This window comes from Stenotrophomonas sp. pho (assembly GCF_006228405.1).
GTDB classification, from domain to species: Bacteria; Pseudomonadota; Gammaproteobacteria; order Xanthomonadales; family Xanthomonadaceae; genus Stenotrophomonas; species Stenotrophomonas sepilia.
Window position 1 is genome coordinate 3,496,449 of record NZ_CP029759.1, and the last position, 17,332, is coordinate 3,513,780.

At 66.4% G+C, this 17,332-nt stretch carries 12 protein-coding genes and 3 pseudogenes; 5 read left to right on the forward strand and 10 right to left on the reverse strand.

Features of this window, described 5'->3' with window-relative positions:
* Positions 1–58: 58 nt before the first annotated feature.
* From DL544_RS16360 to rluD, 4 genes are read right to left on the reverse strand one after another with little or no spacing between them, the layout of a single operon-like run.
* Positions 59–496, reverse strand: a complete 438-nt coding sequence (locus DL544_RS16360) for a thiol-disulfide oxidoreductase DCC family protein (RefSeq protein WP_005418590.1) — start codon at positions 494–496, stop codon at positions 59–61.
* On the reverse strand, positions 471–977 hold the full coding sequence (locus DL544_RS16365; protein WP_065178922.1) for a DUF4166 domain-containing protein: 507 nt from the start codon (positions 975–977) through the stop codon (positions 471–473). Before DL544_RS16365 ends, DL544_RS16360 begins: the two co-directional genes overlap by 26 nt.
* Before the next feature lie 20 nt (positions 978–997).
* The gene (gene pgeF / locus DL544_RS16370; RefSeq protein WP_139727557.1) at positions 998–1,768 is read right to left on the reverse strand and encodes a peptidoglycan editing factor PgeF; all 771 of its coding nucleotides are present in this window, start codon (positions 1,766–1,768) and stop codon (positions 998–1,000) included.
* The gene (rluD, locus tag DL544_RS16375) at positions 1,768–2,757 is read right to left on the reverse strand and encodes a 23S rRNA pseudouridine(1911/1915/1917) synthase RluD (RefSeq protein WP_081275742.1); all 990 of its coding nucleotides are present in this window, start codon (positions 2,755–2,757) and stop codon (positions 1,768–1,770) included. Before rluD ends, pgeF begins: the two co-directional genes overlap by 1 nt.
* 113 nt (positions 2,758–2,870) lie before the next feature.
* Between rluD and DL544_RS16380 the strand changes: the two genes are divergently transcribed.
* A complete protein-coding gene (locus DL544_RS16380; RefSeq protein ID WP_032960726.1) occupies positions 2,871–3,758 on the forward strand; it encodes an outer membrane protein assembly factor BamD in 888 nt (295 codons plus the stop codon).
* A gap of 199 nt (positions 3,759–3,957) precedes the next feature.
* Positions 3,958–5,163, forward strand: a complete 1,206-nt coding sequence (locus DL544_RS16385) for a lipase family protein (RefSeq protein WP_139727559.1) — start codon at positions 3,958–3,960, stop codon at positions 5,161–5,163.
* A gap of 114 nt (positions 5,164–5,277) precedes the next feature.
* On the opposite strand, the gene DL544_RS16390 is transcribed toward DL544_RS16385, so the two are convergent.
* From DL544_RS16390 to sucC, 3 genes are all read right to left on the reverse strand, one after another.
* Positions 5,278–6,912 carry an NAD+ synthase gene (locus DL544_RS16390; RefSeq protein ID WP_065178926.1) on the reverse strand — a complete coding sequence of 545 codons (1,635 nt, stop codon included), beginning with the start codon at positions 6,910–6,912 and terminating at the stop codon, positions 5,278–5,280.
* A 232-nt stretch (positions 6,913–7,144) separates the two neighbouring features.
* On the reverse strand, positions 7,145–8,020 hold the full coding sequence (gene sucD, locus DL544_RS16395; protein ID WP_005418610.1) for a succinate--CoA ligase subunit alpha: 876 nt from the start codon (positions 8,018–8,020) through the stop codon (positions 7,145–7,147).
* A 24-nt stretch (positions 8,021–8,044) separates the two neighbouring features.
* The gene (gene sucC, locus DL544_RS16400) at positions 8,045–9,214 is read right to left on the reverse strand and encodes an ADP-forming succinate--CoA ligase subunit beta (protein WP_005418614.1); all 1,170 of its coding nucleotides are present in this window, start codon (positions 9,212–9,214) and stop codon (positions 8,045–8,047) included.
* A 407-nt stretch (positions 9,215–9,621) separates the two neighbouring features.
* On the opposite strand from sucC, the pseudogene DL544_RS16405 reads away from it, so the two are divergent.
* Together DL544_RS16405 and DL544_RS16410 are read left to right on the forward strand one after the other, a co-directional pair.
* Positions 9,622–11,234, forward strand: a pseudogene (locus tag DL544_RS16405) (sensor histidine kinase).
* 60 nt (positions 11,235–11,294) lie between these two features.
* The gene (locus tag DL544_RS16410; RefSeq protein WP_065178929.1) at positions 11,295–12,668 is read left to right on the forward strand and encodes a sigma-54-dependent transcriptional regulator; all 1,374 of its coding nucleotides are present in this window, start codon (positions 11,295–11,297) and stop codon (positions 12,666–12,668) included.
* A 169-nt stretch (positions 12,669–12,837) separates the two neighbouring features.
* Here DL544_RS16410 and pilB read toward each other — a convergent pair whose 3' ends face one another.
* From pilB to DL544_RS16425, 3 genes and pseudogenes are all read right to left on the reverse strand, one after another.
* The gene (gene pilB / locus DL544_RS16415) at positions 12,838–14,568 is read right to left on the reverse strand and encodes a type IV-A pilus assembly ATPase PilB (RefSeq protein ID WP_065185262.1); all 1,731 of its coding nucleotides are present in this window, start codon (positions 14,566–14,568) and stop codon (positions 12,838–12,840) included.
* 224 nt (positions 14,569–14,792) lie between these two features.
* Complete coding sequence (locus DL544_RS16420) at positions 14,793–15,200, reverse strand: pilin (protein ID WP_139727561.1); 408 nt, start codon at positions 15,198–15,200, stop codon at positions 14,793–14,795.
* 103 nt (positions 15,201–15,303) lie between these two features.
* Positions 15,304–15,716: pseudogene (locus tag DL544_RS16425) on the reverse strand (pilin).
* A 356-nt stretch (positions 15,717–16,072) separates the two neighbouring features.
* Between DL544_RS16425 and DL544_RS16430 the strand changes: the two are divergent.
* Positions 16,073–17,331, forward strand: a pseudogene (locus tag DL544_RS16430) (type II secretion system F family protein).
* The last annotated feature ends 1 nt before the right edge of the window (position 17,332 follow it).

Below are 17,332 nucleotides of genomic sequence, written 5' to 3' on the forward strand. Positions count from 1 at the left end.
CGGAGGGGATTAAGTCGTTTATGCACAAACGACTTAATCCCCTCCGTCCCCTTTTTCGTCAATCCAGGAACCGCGCGGCCTGTTCCGGTGCGGGTAGATGGCAGGTGTCATGCCGACCGAACCAGCGGTAGCGGTTGCGTGCCAGCGCGCGATACGCCGCATCACGCCAGCCGCGCGGCACGAGCCGCAGCACGCCGGCCAGGCGCCAGGCGCCGCCCAGCCCCGCAAGTACGCGCAGGATCGCATCGGTGTCGGTCCAGGCACCCTGTGCATCCAGCAGCAGGAACGACATCGGGTCCTGCGGATCCAGCCCGTGCGCGCGCAGCATCGCGCTGCCCTTCTGCCCCTGCATCGCTGCAAAGCGGTAGCGCCCCCTGCGGTCGAAACGCAGCAGGAACCGCACCCAGCGATTGCACAGTGCGCACACGCCATCGAACACGACCACCGCGCTGCCCGCCTCGGCGGCAGCGTCACTGCGGTTCGAGCCAACCTTCATAGCGGATCAGGGCTCCGGCCCAGGGCAGCGTCACATCGACCAGGAAAGTGTAGCGCTCGCCCTGCCAGGCTTCACGGCAGCGCACACCGCCGAACCAACGCGTCGGCAGCGGCAGCAGCCCGAACGCCCAGACCCGACGCACCGACCAGTCGATACCACCGTCGCGGGCCTGCAGCGCGAACTCGAAGCGCACCGCGCCCAGCTGCTCGCGCAGATGCCCGTCGTGCGCCCACAGCCGCGACACCATTGGCCAGCGGCCGAACCGCCGCGCCCACTGCTCGCCCTGCCGGTAGCGGTTGAACGCCACCTCGGTGGGCAGCGCGTCACCGTCCTGTGGCAACCGCGCCAACGCAGCCAGCAGCGGCACCAGCCAGTGCCGCCCCCTCACGATACGCGCCCGCCCCACGTAGCGGCAGGGCAACGGCGCGGCATGCAGCGCCTGCACCGGTCCTGCCAAGGTGGCAAAGGCCGGCCCCAGCACGCGCGCGAACAGCGGCGGAGTCAGGGCGCGATCCAGGCCAGGGTCGCCATGCGCCCGGTGCGACGATCGCGCCGATGCGAATACAGGTCCGGGTCGGCCATCGTCGACACCGTGCCGCCATACACCTGTGCCGGGTCCATCCCCGCAGACTGCAGGCGCTGCCGCGCCAGCGCGAACAGGTCCACTTTCCAGTGTCCGGGACGGGTCGCGACGAACGCCCGCTCAGCAGCGGGATCATGGCCGACGAAGGCGTGATAGACCTCCTCGCCGATCTCATAGTCGGACGGCCCGGCGGCCGGGCCCAACCAGGCCCGCAGCTGCGCCGGCGACGTCTGCATGGCGGCCACCGTGGCCTCCAGCATGCCGTCGGCCAGCCCCCGCCAGCCGGCATGGGCCGCGCCCACCTCGCTGCCGTCCGCGGCGGCGAACACCACCGGCAGGCAGTCGGCGGTCAGGATCGCCAGCACCACGCCCGGCACCGAGGTTACCGCCGCGTCGGCCACCGGCTCGCTCGCGCCGGGCGTCGGCGGTGCATCGAAGCGCAGCACGGTGCTGCTGTGCACCTGGCGCAGCCAGTGCGGTGCCGACGGCAGCGCCAGCCCTTGCTGCAGCAGCTGGCGGTTGTGCTCAACGTTGGCTGGGGTATCACCATCGGCCGAGTGCCGGTTGCCCAGGTTGAACTGCGCGAACGGCGCCGGCGAGATGCCCGCACCGTGCCGGCGCGTGGTCAGCGCATGGACGCCTGCGGGCGCCGGCCAGTCGGCCTGCAGCAACGGCAGCGCGGCCGCCATCACCAGCGGTCCCGCTCGCGGGCGGCGAAGGCTTCGCTGTCTTCGCGCAGCACCTTCATCAGGTGCAGCATGTCCTCCGGCACCGGCGCGGTGTTGCGCACCGGTTCACCGGTGATCGGGTGCATGAACTCCAGGGTCTCGGCGTGCAGGGCCTGGCGCTTGAAGCCGCGCAGCGCGGCCACCAGCTCGTCGCTGGCGCCCTTGGGCAGCTTCAGCGCGCCGCCATACAGCGGGTCGCCGATGATCGGATGGCGCACGTGCGCCATGTGCACGCGGATCTGGTGGGTACGGCCGGTTTCCAGGCGGCACTCCAGCGCGGTGTGTGCCCGGAAGCGCTCGCGCAGGCGGTAGTGGGTCACCGCCTCCTTGCCGTCCTCACGCACCGCCATCTTCAGGCGGTCGCGCGGGTGGCGGTCGATCGGGGCATCGGCTGTACCACCGGCCACCAAAGCGCCCATCACGATGGCCAGGTACTGACGGTGCACGTCACGTGCCGCCAGCTGCTCGACCAGCGCGGTCTGCGCTTCCAAGGTCTTGGCCACCACCATCACGCCGCTGGTGTCCTTGTCCAGGCGGTGCACGATGCCGGCGCGCGGCAGCACCGCCACCGACGGATCGCGGAACAGCAGCGCGTTGACCAGGGTGCCGCTGTGGTTGCCGGCACCCGGATGGACCACCAGGCCCACCGGCTTGTTGATCACCAGCAGGTGCTCGTCCTCGAACAGCACGTCCAGCGGGATGTCCTCCGGCTGGGCATCGGTCTGGGTTTCCAGCACCGCGTTGAGGGTCACCACCTCGCCGCCGCGCAGCGGATCGCGCGGGCGCACCCGGGCACCGTCCAGCAGGACCTCCCCGGCCTTGATCCACTCGGTCAACCGCGAGCGCGAGTATTCGGGGAACAGTTCGGCCACGACCGCGTCGAAACGGCGGCCGGCGGCGGTGTCGGGGACGATGGCCTGGCGGGCCGATTCAGAGGGTTGTTCAGACATGGCAGGGGGCATTCTTTGAAATTTTGGGGTCCCGGCGGCCGGTTTCAGTCGCTGGACAGGACACTAGGCTATCATCGACCCTTCGTATTCCAGCCGCGTCCCGCCTCGACCCCATGATCCGACGCTCCGCCATGCTCTCCGCGCCCGTCCGCCTCACCGCCCTGCTGCTGGTGCTGGTCATCGCCGCAACCGGCTGCCATCGCGGCGCCAAGAAGGGTGATCGCCCCGATGAAGGCGTGCCGGTCGAACAGCTGTACGAGAAAAGCCACAAGCTGATGCAGGGCGGCAACTGGAGCGGCGCCGAAGCCAGCTTCCGCCGTCTGGTGGCCCAGTATCCGTACGGTCCGTACACCGAGCAGGCGATGATCGAAACCGCCTACGCGCAGTACAAGGCCGGCAAGCACGATGACGCGGTGTCCAGCATCGACCGCTTCATCCGTACCTACCCGACCCACCGCAACATTGCCTATCTGTACTACCTGCGCGGCCTGGCCAACTCCAACCGCAGTACGGTTTTCCTGCGCCGCGTATGGTCGCTGGATGCCAGCCGCCGCGACCTGTCCACGCCGCACCAGGCGTACTCGGACTTCAACATCGTGGTTGATCGTTACCCGAACAGCCGCTACGCCGCCGATGCGCGCCAGCGCATGCTGGAGCTGCGTGACGTGTTCGCCCAGCACGAGCTGGACAACGCGCTGTACTACATGCGCCGCGGCGCCTGGGTGTCAGCCGTGGGCCGCGCCAACTACCTGCTGGAAACCTACCCGCAGAGCGCCTTCCAGTACGACGCCGTGGCCGTGCTGGCCGATTCCTACACCCACCTGGGCAACAAGACCCTGGCCGACGACGCCCGCCGCGTCCTGCAGCTGAACCAGCCGGACCACCCGTGGCTGGAAGGCAAGTGGCCGAAGTACCCGTGGATGATCCGCAAGCTGAACCCGTTCGCCGGCGAGAAGTCCGCCAGCACCGGCCAGCGCAACGCGCGACTGGAAAAGAAGTAAGCGAGGGCCCCGAAAGGGGCCCTTCTTCTTTGTAGAGTCAAGCCATGCTCGACTGCTTTCCTCGTCCGCCTCCCCGCGCCGGGGCCGGCACCTAGGAATGCTACGAATCCACGGCGGATGCGACGCCGGTCGCAGCCTGCCCGGGCACGGCCATCCACACTGCAGCGCCACGGCCACACCGGCCATCACGGAGCGCCCCATGGCCCGTCTGCCCTGCTGCAGTATCCGCCCTCTGTCCTGCCTCCTCGCCATCGCGCTGCTGGCGCTGACCTCGGCGCCGCCGGCCGCCGCACAGGACGCAGCGGGCGAACTGCTGTCCGCAGCCCCCTATCGCGCCACCTGGGTGCCGTCCCAGGCCGCCCAGGCCTACAAACTGCACTACCGCACCCCTGACCACCGCGGGCAGCTGGCCGAAGGCACCGGCCTGCTGTACCTGCCCGCCGGCACGCCGCCCATCGGCGGTTGGCCGGTGGTGTCGTGGGCGCATGGCACCCAGGGCATTGCGGATCGTTGTGCGCCCTCGGTCTCCGGCCCCTACCAACCCGAACGCGACGGGCGCTTTCTCGATCGGTTCCTGGCACAGGGCTATGCAGTGGTCGCCGCGGATTACCAGGGCCTCGGAAGCTCAGGCGACCATGCCTATCTGCATGTGCGCACTGCCGCGCGCAACGCCATCGACATGATCAAGGCCAGCCGCCAGTACCTCGGCAACGGGACGCTGTCGCCGCGCTGGGTCTCGGTCGGCCATTCGCAGGGCGGTGCCGCCGCGCTCACGGCGGGCCACATCGCCCCCACCTATGGCGGACCGTCGCTGCAGTACCGCGGCAGCTTCACCACCGGCACGCCCACCGCAGTCGAACTGACCGCGCTGGTGATGAAGCCGGACAACCGCACCGCCAATCCGGGCGCGCTCAACGCGTATCACGCGTATCTGCTCGATGGCCTGCTGCAGGTCGCCCCGCAGATCGACCGCGTCCTCAGCGATGAAGGCCGCGCGCGGGTGGCGGTGGCACGCGAGCAGTGCCTGGGCGAACTGGCCACCACGCTGGACGGCGTCGACACCGGCAGCATGTTCACTGCGCCGCTGGCCAGCGTGCCGGGCATCTGGGCGGTGCTGTACGACTATCTCGGCGTACCGCGCCGCGGCTTCAGCCAACCGCTGATGTTGGGCCATGGCAGCCAGGACCGCGATGTGCCCTACCTGACCACCCTGCTGTACGCCGCTGGGCTGGCCCTGCGAGGCGAGCCGGTCGCGTTCCGGCGCTACCCCGTCGACCACCGGGGCACGCTGGACGCAGCGGCGGCCGATGGCCTGTGGTTCGTACGTGCGCGACTGGGGGACGATCCCTTCAACGACGCTGCGGAAACCGCCGGTCTCGAACAGTTGCTCGACGGAGTCCGGTAGATCCACGCCAAGCGTGGATGATCTTCGACCATCGTGCGGACCAAGCTCCGCACCCACCGGGGAGGGGCCAAGGGGTTGCCGGCCAGCGGCCGGCACGACCCGCCAAGCGCTGCCTCAGCCCTTGTAGCCGTTACTGATCGGGTAGCGCCGCTCGCGGCCGAACGCGCGGCGCGAGACCTTCGGCCCCGGCGCGGCCTGGTGCCGCTTCCACTCGCTGATGCGCACCAGGCGCAGCACGCGGTCGACCACGGCTGCGTCGTAGCCGGCGGCCACGATCTCGCCGCGCGACTGCTCCTGGTCGATGTAGCGGTAGAGGATGCCGTCCAGCACGTCATAGGCCGGCAACGAGTCCTGGTCCAGCTGGTTCTCGCGCAGCTCGGCCGACGGCGGGCGGCTGATCACCGCCGGCGGGATCACCGGTGCGCCGCCCACGGTATTGCGCCACTTGGACAGGCCGAACACTTCGGTCTTGTACAGGTCCTTCAGTGGCGCATAGCCACCGCACATGTCGCCGTAGATGGTGGCGTAGCCGACCGCGTACTCGCTCTTGTTGCCGGTGGTCAGCAGCAGGCCACCGAACTTGTTGGCCAGCGCCATCAGGATCACGCCGCGGCTGCGCGACTGCAGGTTCTCTTCGGTCACGTCCGGCGCGGTGCCTTCGAACATCGGCGCCAGCGATTCCATCAGGCCCTTGAACGCCGGCTCGATCGACACAGCCTCAAGCTTCACCCCCAGCGCCCGGCACTGCTCGGCGGCCAGGTCGTTGGACAGGCCGGCGGTGTAGCGCGACGGCAGGCGCACGGCGGTCACGTTCTCCGCGCCCATCGCATCCACGGCCAATGCCAGCACCAGGGCCGAGTCGATGCCACCGGACAGGCCCAGCCACACCTTCCTGAAACCGTTCTTGCGGCAGTAGTCCTGGATGCCACGGGTCACCGCGCGCCAGGCCAGCGCGTCCATGCTCTCGTCGCCGTCGTCCATCCACACATGCGGCATGAAGCGGCGGGTCTCACCGTCATACTCCACCACCAGCCACTGGTCGACGAAGGCAGCAGCGGCCGGGTGCACCGTGCCATCACCATCCGCCACCACCGAAGCACCGTCGAACACCAGCGCATCCTGGCCGCCCACCACGTTGAGGTAAGCGATGGCCGCCCCGCTCTCGCGGGTACGCGCGGCCAGCACGGCGTCGCGCTGCGCATGCTTGCCACGCTCGTAGGGCGAAGCATTCGGCACCACCACCAGCTGCGCACCCGCGCGCATGGTGTCGGCCAGCGGCTCGGCGAACCACAGGTCCTCGCAGATCAGCAGGCCGACCGGAATGCCATTGACCTCGAACACGCAGCTGCCACCATCCGGATCGACGTCGAAGTAGCGGCGCTCGTCGAAGACCGCGTAGTTGGGCAGTTCGCGCTTGCGGTAGGTCTGCTCGACCAGGCCGTCACGCAGTACGCTGGCAGCGTTGTAGACCACCGCGCCAGCCGCCTGTGGCCAGCCGACCACGGCGGTGATGCCACGGCAGGCGGTGGCGATGCGGGTCAACGCCTGCTCGCACTCGTACAGGAAACCCGGGCGCAGCAGCAGGTCCTCCGGCGGGTAGCCGCTCACCGCCAGCTCGGGGAACATCACCAGCTCGGCGCCGTACTCATCGCGCGCCTGGCCGATCATCTCGATGATGCGCTCGGTGTTGCCGGCGACGTCGCCGACCGGGAAGTCGAACTGCGCCATCGCGATGCGGATCGAAGCCATGGGAATCCAGCCTGTGGTTGCAATGCTTCCATTGTAACGCCGCGCCATGCGCGCGCCGGGCACGCTCGCTGCGTGGACAGCCCCGGCTCAGTAGATCCACGCCATGCGTGGATGGGGTTACCGGAACCGTCAGGGCGCCAGACGCAGAAAGGCCGCCCAAAGGCGGCCTTTCTGTTTCAGGCAGCCGGCCAGCGGCCGGCTCTACAGCGTCGCCTGCGCGAGGCAGTCGATCTTATTTCACCAGCTTGGCGATGGCGGCGCCCAGGTCGCCCGGCGAACGGACGGTGACCACGCCAGCCGCTTCCATCGCGGCGAACTTGCCTTCCGCGGTGCCCTTGCCGCCCGAGGCGATCGCGCCCGCGTGACCCATGCGCTTGCCGGCCGGAGCCGACGCACCGGCGATGAAACCGACGACCGGCTTCTTCACGTGGTTCTTGATGTACTCGGCGCCGGCTTCTTCGGCGTCACCGCCGATCTCGCCGACCATGATGATGCCTTCGGTCTGCGGGTCTTCGTTGAACAGCTTCAGGCAGTCGACGAAGTTCAGGCCGTTGATCGGGTCACCGCCGATGCCGATGCAGGTGGACTGGCCCAGGCCGACTTCGGTGGTCTGCTTGACCGCTTCATAGGTCAGGGTGCCCGAACGCGACACGATGCCGATCTTGCCCGGCTTGTGGATGTGGCCCGGCATGATGCCGATCTTGCACTCGCCCGGCGTGATGACGCCCGGGCAGTTCGGCCCGATCAGCACGGTGTCCGGGTAGGAACGGGTCAGCACGTTCTTCACGCGCAGCATGTCCAGCACCGGGATGCCTTCGGTGATGCAGACGATGACCTTGATGCCGGCAGCCGCAGCTTCCAGGATCGCGTCGGCCGCGAACGGCGGCGGCACGTAGATGACCGAAGCGTTGGCGCCGGTGCTCTGCACGGCGTCGGCAACGGTGTTGAAGACCGGCAGGTCGATGTGGGTGGTGCCACCCTTGCCCGGGGTCACGCCGCCAACAACCTGGGTGCCGTACTCGATCATCTGAGTGGCGTGGAAGGTGCCCTGCTGGCCGGTGAAGCCCTGCACGATCACCTTGGTGTTCTTGTTAATCAAAACAGACATGGGAATTTCCTTCGGTGTCGTGGATCAGGCGGCGTTCTTGACCGCTTCAACGACCTTCTTGGCGCCGTCGTTGATGTTGTCAGCCGGGATGATGGCCATGCCGCTGTCACGCAGCAGCTGCTTGCCCTCTTCCACGTTGGTGCCTTCCAGGCGCACCACGACCGGAACCTTGACGCCCACTTCCTTCACGGCGGCGATGATGCCTTCGGCAATCATGTCGCAGCGGACGATGCCGCCGAAGATGTTGACGAAGATGCCTTCAACCTTGTCCGAGGACAGGATCAGCTTGAACGCTTCGATGACGCGCTGCTTGTTCGCACCGCCGCCCACGTCCAGGAAGTTCGCCGGCTCGCCGCCGTTGAGCTTGATGACGTCCATGGTGGCCATGGCCAGGCCGGCACCGTTCACCATGCAGCCGATGTTGCCGTCCATGGTGACGTAGTTGATGTCCAGCTCCGAAGCGGTCACTTCGGTTTCATCTTCCTGGGACTTGTCGCGCATCGCGACCAGTTCCTTGTGGCGGAAGTTGGCGTTGTCGTCGCTGTTGAACTTGCCGTCCAGCGCGTACAGGTTGCCATCGTCCAGGATCGCCAGCGGGTTGATCTCAACCAGCGCCAGGTCCTTCTCGTTGAAGATGCGGTACAGGTTCACCATGATGTTGGCGAACTGGCCGGCCTGCTTGGCGGTCAGGCCCATCTTGAAGCCGATGTCACGGCCGTGGTAACCCTGCACGCCCTCGACGAAGTCCACGTTCAGGGTGTGGATCTTGTCCGGGGTCTCGGCAGCGACCTGCTCGATTTCCATGCCGCCTTCGGAAGAGGCGATGTAGCTGATGGTGCGGGTGCCGCGATCCACCAGGACCGACAGGTACAGCTCCTTGACGATCTCACCGGCGGTGGTCACCAGCACCAGGTTGATCGGCAGCTCGACGCCGGCAGTCTGGTAGGTGGCCATCTTGGTGCCGAGCATCTTGGCCGCTGCGGCCTTCACGTCGTCGACGGTCTTGCAGAACTTGACGCCGCCAGCCTTGCCGCGGCCGCCAGCGTGGATCTGCGCCTTGACCATCCAGGGGCCCTGGCCCAGCGACTGGGCGACTTCAACCGCCTCGTCCGGGGTCGCCGCGACCTTGCCGGCCGGGACCGGGATGCCGTATTCGGCAAGCAGTTGTTTTGCCTGGTATTCGTGGAAATTCATGCGTCACCGTGGGAATAGGAACGACCGCACGCAATTCCTCAGGTGCCCCCTCGAAGAGGCACCGGCACGGACCGCGGCGGGCCCACTATTGTGGCCGAGCCGGCGCCGGGGCGCAAAGAAGTCTGTACAAAACGCCAGACCCGGCCAGATTTCCGCCGTCATTCAGGCAGTTGCGCCCGGGGCCGGCTGGCCAGCGGTATCCATCCCAGGCCAAATGCGCGATCCGGGCCGCACCGGCGGGCGCCCGCCGGCGGCCCTATACTGGTCAGCCAGGGTGTGTAGCGTCGGGGGTGCTCGACGGCTTCCACCGCAAGCCACATCGAAGCGACGTACCGCCCGGCCTCAGGGGACGCCGGGCAGGCCCGCCGCAGATTCCAGACCCAGGCAGCCAGAAGGGGAGTTCCGGCGTGTCACCCAGTGCTTCATTGATCGACCGCATCGAATCGATTCCGCGGCGTGAGCTGTATTTCTTCGCGCTGTACCGGGTGCTGATCGCCTCGGTCATCGCCGCCCTGCTCTACAGCCCCCTGTCGGCCATGGTCGGCGAAGCCCACCACCCGCGGCTGGCCGACACCGTCGCCGCCATCTACCTGGTGCTGTCGCTGCTGGCGCTGGTGATCGGCCGCAACGAACGCTGGCTGCGCCCGATCGTGGTCAGCGGCGTGCTGGTGGACATTGTCGCCGCCACCCTGTTGTCGCATGCCCTGCCGGGTGCCAGCGCCGGCATCTCGATGTCGCTGCTGTTCAACATCGCCGCTGCCGCCACCCTGCTGCCGCTCAGCCTGGGGCTGGGCCTGGCCCTGGCCGCCAGCCTCGCCACCGGCGTGGAATACACCTGGAAGCTGCTGGAAGGCGGCGATCCCACCCGTACCCTGGCCGAACTGGCCATGTTCGCCACCAGCTACCTGGCGCTGGCCTTCATCAGTTACCAGGTCGGCAGCCGCGCGCGCCGCAACCAGCAGCTGGCCAACCAGCGCGGCGACGAAGTAGCCAACCTGTTCCAGATCAACGAGCTGATCATCCGCCGCATGCGTACCGGCGTGCTGGTGGTCGACGCCGACAACCGCGTCACCCTGGCCAACGAGGCCGCCTCGATGCTGCTCGGTGACAGCGACGGCAGCGGCGAAAGCGGCCGCCTGGACCTGGCCAGCGCCGCCCCGGAACTGGCCCGTCGCCTGCAGCGCTGGCGCAACGGCTGGGCGCAGGACGAACTGCCGCTGCAGCTCAACCCCGACCAGCCCGAAGTGCAGCCCCGCTTTGCGCGCCTGCTGGCCGGCAGCGAGCTGGCCCTGGTGTTCCTGGACGACTCCAGCGTGGTCTCGCGCCGTGCCGAATCGCTCACCCTGTCAGCAATGGGACGCTTCTCGGCCAGCCTCGCCCACGAGATCCGCAACCCGCTGGCCGCGATCAACTACGCGGTGCAGCTGCTGGAGGAAGGCACCGGCTTCAACGAAAGCGACCGCCGCCTGCTGCAGATCATCCGCCAGCAGTGCCAGCGCACCAACGGCATCGTCGAAAGCGTGCTGGGTCTGGCCCGGCGCGAGCGCGCCACGCCCGAAAACGTCGACCTGGCCGCCTTCGTGCGCCGCTTCGTGCTGGAGTACAAGCAGGGGCAGACGCTGGAGACCGACAGCATCGAGCCGATCATCAACGACACCTCGGTGCTGGCCCAGGTCGACAGCAAGCACCTCTACCAGGTGCTGACCGTGCTGGTGCACAACGCGCTCAAGTACGGGCGCATCGGCCAGCAACCGGCGCGGGTGCGCCTGCGCGTGGCGCAGCACGAGCGCAGCGCGGTCATCGACGTGATGGATCGTGGCCCGGCATTCCCGAGAGCGTGGCCGCGCAGTTGTTCCGGCCGTTCTTCACCACGTCCGAGCATGGCACCGGGCTGGGTCTGTACATCGCCCGCGAGCTGTGCCGGGCCAACCAGGCGCGGCTGGACTACATCCCGGTTCCCGCTGGAGGCTCCTGCTTCCGCCTGGTGCTGCCCGGCCCGCATACGCTGTTGCCCACCTGATCTCGATTCTGTGCGTCAAACATTTGTCGCTTCCAGCCCCCTCGTTTATCTTTCACGCCCATGAACGAAACCCGCAGCGCCCTCGTCGTCGACGACGAACGCGACATCCGCGAACTGCTGGTACTCACGCTCGGCCGCATGGGGCTGCGCATCAGTACCGCAGCCAACCTTGCCGAAGCGCGCGAACTGCTGGCCAGCAATCCGTACGACCTGTGCATCACCGACATGCGCCTGCCCGACGGCAACGGTATCGAGCTGGTCAGCGAGATCGCCCAGCACTACCCGCGCACGCCGGTGGCGATGATCACTGCCTTTGGCAGCATGGACCTGGCGGTGGAAGCGCTGAAGGCCGGCGCCTTCGATTTCGTCAGCAAGCCGGTGGACATCGCCGTGCTGCGTGGCCTGGTCAAGCACGCGCTGGAACTCAACAACACCGAGCGCCCCGTGCCCGGCCCTGCCGCCGAACAGGGCGCACGCCTGCTTGGCGACTCGCCGGCCATGGACGTGCTGCGTACCACCATCGGCAAGGTCGCGCGCAGCCAGGCGCCGGTCTACATCCTCGGTGAATCCGGCGTGGGCAAGGAGCTGGTCGCGCGCACCATCCATGCCCAGGGTGCCCGCGCGGCCGGCCCGTTCGTGCCGGTCAACTGCGGCGCCATTCCCGGCGAGCTGATGGAGAGCGAATTCTTCGGCCACCGCAAGGGCAGCTTCAGCGGCGCCCACGCCGACAAGCCCGGGCTGTTCCAGGCCGCGCATGGCGGCACCCTGTTCCTGGACGAAGTGGCCGAGCTGCCACTGCAGATGCAGGTGAAGCTGCTGCGCGCGATCCAGGAAAAATCGGTGCGCGCGGTCGGTGCGGCCAACGAAGAGCCGGTGGACGTGCGCATCCTCTCGGCCACGCACAAGGACCTGGCCGAACTGGTCGAGGACGGCCGTTTCCGCCACGACCTCTACTACCGCATCAACGTGATTGAGCTGAGGGTGCCGCCGCTGCGCGAGCGTCGCCAGGACCTGCCGGAACTGGCCGCGTCGGTGCTGGCACGGCTGGCCCGCAGCCACGGCCGCCCGACGCCGTTGCTGGCGCCGTCGGCACTGGACGCACTGGCCCAGTACGCCTTCCCCGGCAACGTGCGTGAACTGGAGAACATCCTGGAGCGTGCACTGGCACTGGCCGAAGAAGACCGCATCGGCGCCGACGACCTGCGCCTGCCGCAACATGCCCCGCGCACGCCCGGCAGCGCAGCACATGCCGAAGCCGTGGCTGACCTGCAGCCCGGCAACGCCGCCCTGCCCTCGTACATCGAACAGCTCGAGCGCAGCGCCATCCAGCGCGCGCTGGAAGAAAACCGCTGGAACAAGACCCGCACCGCCGCGCAGCTGGGCATCACGTTCCGTGCGCTGCGCTACAAGCTGAAGAAGCTGGGGATGGAGTAAACACAGGGCCCGACGCGGGCCCACCAACCTGGTAGTGCCGGCCGCTGGCCGGCAACCTCATGCATCACGGCATCCACGCATGGCGTGGATCTACCCACCAATGTGGTAGTGCCGGCCGCTGGCCGGCAACCTCATGCATCGCGGCATCCACGCATGGCGTGGATCGACCTCAATCCTTGGTAACGCGGTTGATCTCGGCCAGGCTGGTGATGCCCGCAGCGGCCTTTTTCAACGCCGACTGGCGCAGATCGTTCACCCCGATCTGCTGCGCGGCCTCGGCAATCTGCAACGCATTGCCACCGGCCAGCACGATCGTGGCGATCTCGTCGGTCATCGGCATCACCTGGTAGATACCGGTACGGCCCTTGTAGCCCTCGGTGCACTCATCACAGCCGACCGCCTCGTACAGCTCGATACCCGCGTCCAGCTGCGCCTGGGTGAAGCCTTCGGCCAGCAGCGCATGCTCGGGCAGATTGGCCGGGCGCTTGCAGTTGCTGCACAGCCGGCGCGCCAGGCGCTGCGCGATCACCAGCGTCACCGAGCTGGTGATGTTGTACGGCGCGATGCCCATGTTCATCAGGCGCGCGATGGTCTGCGGCGCGTCGTTGGTATGCAGCGTGGACAGCACCATGTGGCCGGTCTGCGCCGCCTTGATCGCGATCTCGGCCGTTTCCAGGTCGCGGATTTCGCCGACCATGATGATGTCCGGATCCTGTCGCAGGAACGAGCGCAGTGCCGCGGCAAAGGTCATGCCGCGCTTGTTGTTCTGCTGCACCTGGTTGACACCGGGCAGGCGGATTTCCACCGGGTCTTCGGCGGTGGAGATGTTGCGCGTCTCGTCGTTGAGGATGCCCAGCGCGGTGTACAGCGACACGGTCTTACCCGAACCGGTCGGGCCGGTCACCAGCACCATGCCGTACGGCTTGTGGATGGCTTCCAGGAACAGTTTCTGCTGGTCCGGCTCGTAACCCAGCTTGTCGATGCCCAGCTTGGCCGCGCTGCCGTCCAGGATACGCAGCACCACCTTCTCGCCGAACAGGGTCGGCAGCGTGCTCACGCGGAAGTCGATCTGCTTGGTCTTGGACAGGTTGAGCTTGATGCGTCCGTCCTGCGGCACGCGCTTCTCGGCGATGTCCAGCTGCGCCATCACCTTCAGGCGTGCGGCGATGCGCTGGTTCAGCTTCACCGGCGCGCGCGCCACCATCTTCAGCAACCCGTCGATGCGCAGGCGCACGCGGTAGTCGTCTTCATAGGGCTCGAAGTGGATGTCCGAGGCGCCCTTGCGGATCGCGTCCACCAGCACCTTGTTGACGAACTTCACCACCGGGGTGTCGTCGCCCTTGGCATCGATGCCGGAGTCGCCGCCGGCGCCGAGATCCTCGTCTCCGGCTGCAACATCGAGGTTGCCCATGCCATCGTCGTCACCGCCCAGCGCGTCGCCCAGCGTGTCATGGCTGGCATGCCACTGCTCGAGCGTGCGGCGGATCTGGTCTTCATCCACCAGGATCGGCTCCACCACCAGGTTGGTGTGGAACTTGATCTCGTCCAGCGAATGCGTCGGGTTGCTGGTGCCCACGAACAGCTTGCCGCCGCGCTTGAACAGCGGCAGCACGTTGTGCTTGCGCAGCAGCTCCTCGCTGACCAGGCTCATCGCGTTCTGGCTGGCGTCGAACGTGGACACGTCGAACAGCGGCATGCCGAACTCGACCGCATTGGCGGCCGCCAACTGGGCCGCCCCGACCACCTTGTTCTGCGCGAACCAGGTCGGCAGCGGCTGGCGGGCCGCAGCGGCCTTGGCCATCGCGTCGCGGGCGGAAGCCTCGTCGAGTGCCCCATCCTGGACCAGGCGGCGGGCCAGACCGGTGATGCCGACGAGATTGGCGGTGGTTACGGCGTTCATATGGATCCTTGGCTCATCATGGGTCAGGCAGTGCGGCGCGCCTTCCAGGGGCACCGCACAGGGCAGCAGAACCTGCCGCGACCCGCTGGCCGACGACGACGCCAATCCTTCAGCATGACTGCCTCGCCCGGCACTCCCAGCCCGGCAGGCACGATCCTGACTCCCCCGGGGATGATAGCCCCGTCAACGGCCCGCCAACATCCCATTGGCAGGCCGAAGTGTGATCAACAGCCGTTTGGGCGATAGCGCGCTTCGAAGGCGCTGCCGTCGCAGGTCCAGGTGCCGTCGGCTGCGCGACGGAGGATGAGGTCTTTGCCTCTGATTGCTTGGCTGCCACCAACTTTGCAAGTGATGCTTCCCACACCACTGACATCCAGCTCGGCCGTTACAGCGGAACAGATATCCGAGCGCTTCAAGCCTATATAGGCAGCGTCTACGAGCGCAGTGTCCCGACTGTCCTGCACCACAGTTTCAACGGTGGTCTTTCCAGGTCGTATTTCTGCAAATGCCGCGGCTAACTGGGCTTTGGCCATGTAGTTCTGATAGATCGGTAGCGCGATCAGCGCGAGAATTGCCAAGACACCGACTACCACCATCAACTCAATTAATGAAAAACCACGTTCTTCACGCATACGAAATCCTCCCCAAGGATTCCACAGCGTCTCTATTTAGGACGCTCCCAAAAAGAAGGCCCCGACTCGCGGGGCCTCTTTTGAACAGAAAAGCTATTACGAATTACGGAGCCTTACAGCCGCTCGGAAGATACTTCGCGTCGACGTTCGAGGTGCAGGCCCAAGTACCGTCAGTAGCACGGGTCAGGGTAATTGCACCCTTCGAGGTCGTCAGCTTCGGGCTGCCCTTCAGGGTGCAAACGATATTGCCCGTCTCAGCGAAGCTCATGGTGATGGTGCAACGATCAGAATTCTTCAGGCCAATCGCAGCGATATTTGCGATATCGGTCGAAGTCTTGCCTTCATTGATGGCAACTTCGAACTGAGTCTTGCCGGGGTGATTTCGGCCAGGCCAGCAGTGGCCTGCGACTTGGCCACATAGTCCTGGTACATCGGGAGGGCGATGGCGGCCAGGATGGCGATGATCGCAACGACGATCATCAGTTCGATAAGGGTGAAGCCCTTCTGGTTCTTCATTTTGGTACATCCCCAAGATAAGTGGTGGTTGATTTCAGAGCACAGGATCGGTCTGACCAGCGGTCAGCTGAGCGGGTCCTGCCCCCTGCGGGTGGATCAACGCAGGTTGCGTGCCAACCCCGGCACGCCTCCCCCTGGATTTCCCCGCGCCCATGATGGCAGCTATTTCTCGGATGGGAACCCCCTGGATGCGAATCTGCGATGGACGCGGCAATGTGACGCAGTGCGTCACCTTTGGTCGGCACCCGGCACGAATTCGCATCATGGGCCCCTTGGCAACTGCCCAGACGGGCATGAACCCGCTACCATCAGGGGCTAGATGCCCGCCTGGGGATGGCGGGTCTTGGGGAGCCGATATGTCTGTCAGTCGCAGTGCGATCAAGAAGGAGCCCGTGGCGCGCAGCACCACGGAGCTGCAACCGTTTGTCTGGGAGGGGACCGACAAGCGGGGCGTGAAGATGAAAGGGGAGCAGGCCGCGAAGAATGCGAACCTGCTGCGGGCCGAACTGCGCCGCCAAGGCATCAATCCTGGCGTGGTCAAGCTGAAGTCCAAACCGCTGTTCGGCGCGGCCGGCAGCAAGATTTCACCGAAGGACATCGCGTTCTTCAGCCGTCAGATGGCCACCATGATGAAGTCGGGGTGCCGATCGTCGGCGCGCTGGACATCATCGCCAGCGGGCACAAGAACCCGCGCATGAAGAAGATGGTGGACTCAGTCCGAACGGATATTGAAGGCGGCTCTTCACTGTATGAGGCCGTCAGCAAGCATCCTGTGCAGTTCGATGAACTCTACCGCAACCTCGTGCGTGCCGGCGAAGGCGCCGGCGTGCTGGAGACGGTGCTGGACACCGTCGCCACGTATAAAGAGAACATTGAAGCGCTGAAGGGCAAGATCAAGAAGGCGATGTTCTATCCCGCCATGGTCTTGGCGGTTGCCCTGCTGGTGAGTGGCATCCTGCTGGTCTGGGTAGTCCCGCAGTTTGAGGACGTATTCAAGGGCTTTGGCGCGGACCTGCCAGCCTTTACCCAGATGATCGTGAACATGTCGAGGTTCATGGTCTCGTGGTGGTGGCTGATCTTGTTGGTCATCATTGGCTCGATCGTCGGCTTCATTGCAGCATACAAACGATCGCCCAAGATGCAGCACAGCATGGACCGGTTGGTCCTGAAGCTGCCAGTCATAGGGCAGATCATGCACAACAGCTCGATCGCTCGCTTCGCCCGTACCACCGCCGTCACCTTCAAGGCCGGCGTGCCTTTGGTGGAGGCCCTGGGCATCGTGGCCGGCGCCACCGGCAATACGGTTTACGAGCATGCCGTATTGCGCATGCGCGACGACGTGTCGGTCGGTTACCCGGTCAACATGGCCATGAAGCAGACCGCCCTGTTCCCGCACATGGTCATCCAGATGACCGGGATCGGCGAAGAGGCCGGTGCCCTGGACGCCATGCTGTTCAAGGTGGCCGAGTACTATGAGCAGGAGGTCAACAATGCCGTTGACGCCCTGAGCAGCCTGCTGGAGCCTGTGATCATGGTGATCATTGGTACCATCGTCGGCGGCATGGTCATCGGCATGTACCTGCCGATCTTCAAGCTCGCTTCCGTCGTCGGATAAT

Bases quoted from the DNA above. Each gene is read 5' to 3' on its own strand.
- DL544_RS16410 (WP_065178929.1), top strand. From the start codon at position 11,295: ATGAACGAAACCCGCAGCGCCCTCGTCGTCGACGACGAACGCGACATC.
- DL544_RS16385 (WP_139727559.1), top strand. From the start codon at position 3,958: ATGGCCCGTCTGCCCTGCTGCAGTATCCGCCCTCTGTCCTGCCTCCTC.
- sucD (WP_005418610.1), bottom strand. From the start codon at position 8,020: ATGTCTGTTTTGATTAACAAGAACACCAAGGTGATCGTGCAGGGCTTC.
- sucC (WP_005418614.1), bottom strand. From the start codon at position 9,214: ATGAATTTCCACGAATACCAGGCAAAACAACTGCTTGCCGAATACGGC.
- DL544_RS16360 (WP_005418590.1), bottom strand. From the start codon at position 496: ATGAAGGTTGGCTCGAACCGCAGTGACGCTGCCGCCGAGGCGGGCAGC.
- rluD (WP_081275742.1), bottom strand. From the start codon at position 2,757: ATGTCTGAACAACCCTCTGAATCGGCCCGCCAGGCCATCGTCCCCGAC.
- DL544_RS16420 (WP_139727561.1), bottom strand. From the start codon at position 15,200: ATGCGTGAAGAACGTGGTTTTTCATTAATTGAGTTGATGGTGGTAGTC.
- pilB (WP_065185262.1), bottom strand. From the start codon at position 14,568: ATGAACGCCGTAACCACCGCCAATCTCGTCGGCATCACCGGTCTGGCC.
- pgeF (WP_139727557.1), bottom strand. From the start codon at position 1,768: ATGGCGGCCGCGCTGCCGTTGCTGCAGGCCGACTGGCCGGCGCCCGCA.
- DL544_RS16390 (WP_065178926.1), bottom strand. From the start codon at position 6,912: ATGGCTTCGATCCGCATCGCGATGGCGCAGTTCGACTTCCCGGTCGGC.
- DL544_RS16380 (WP_032960726.1), top strand. From the start codon at position 2,871: ATGATCCGACGCTCCGCCATGCTCTCCGCGCCCGTCCGCCTCACCGCC.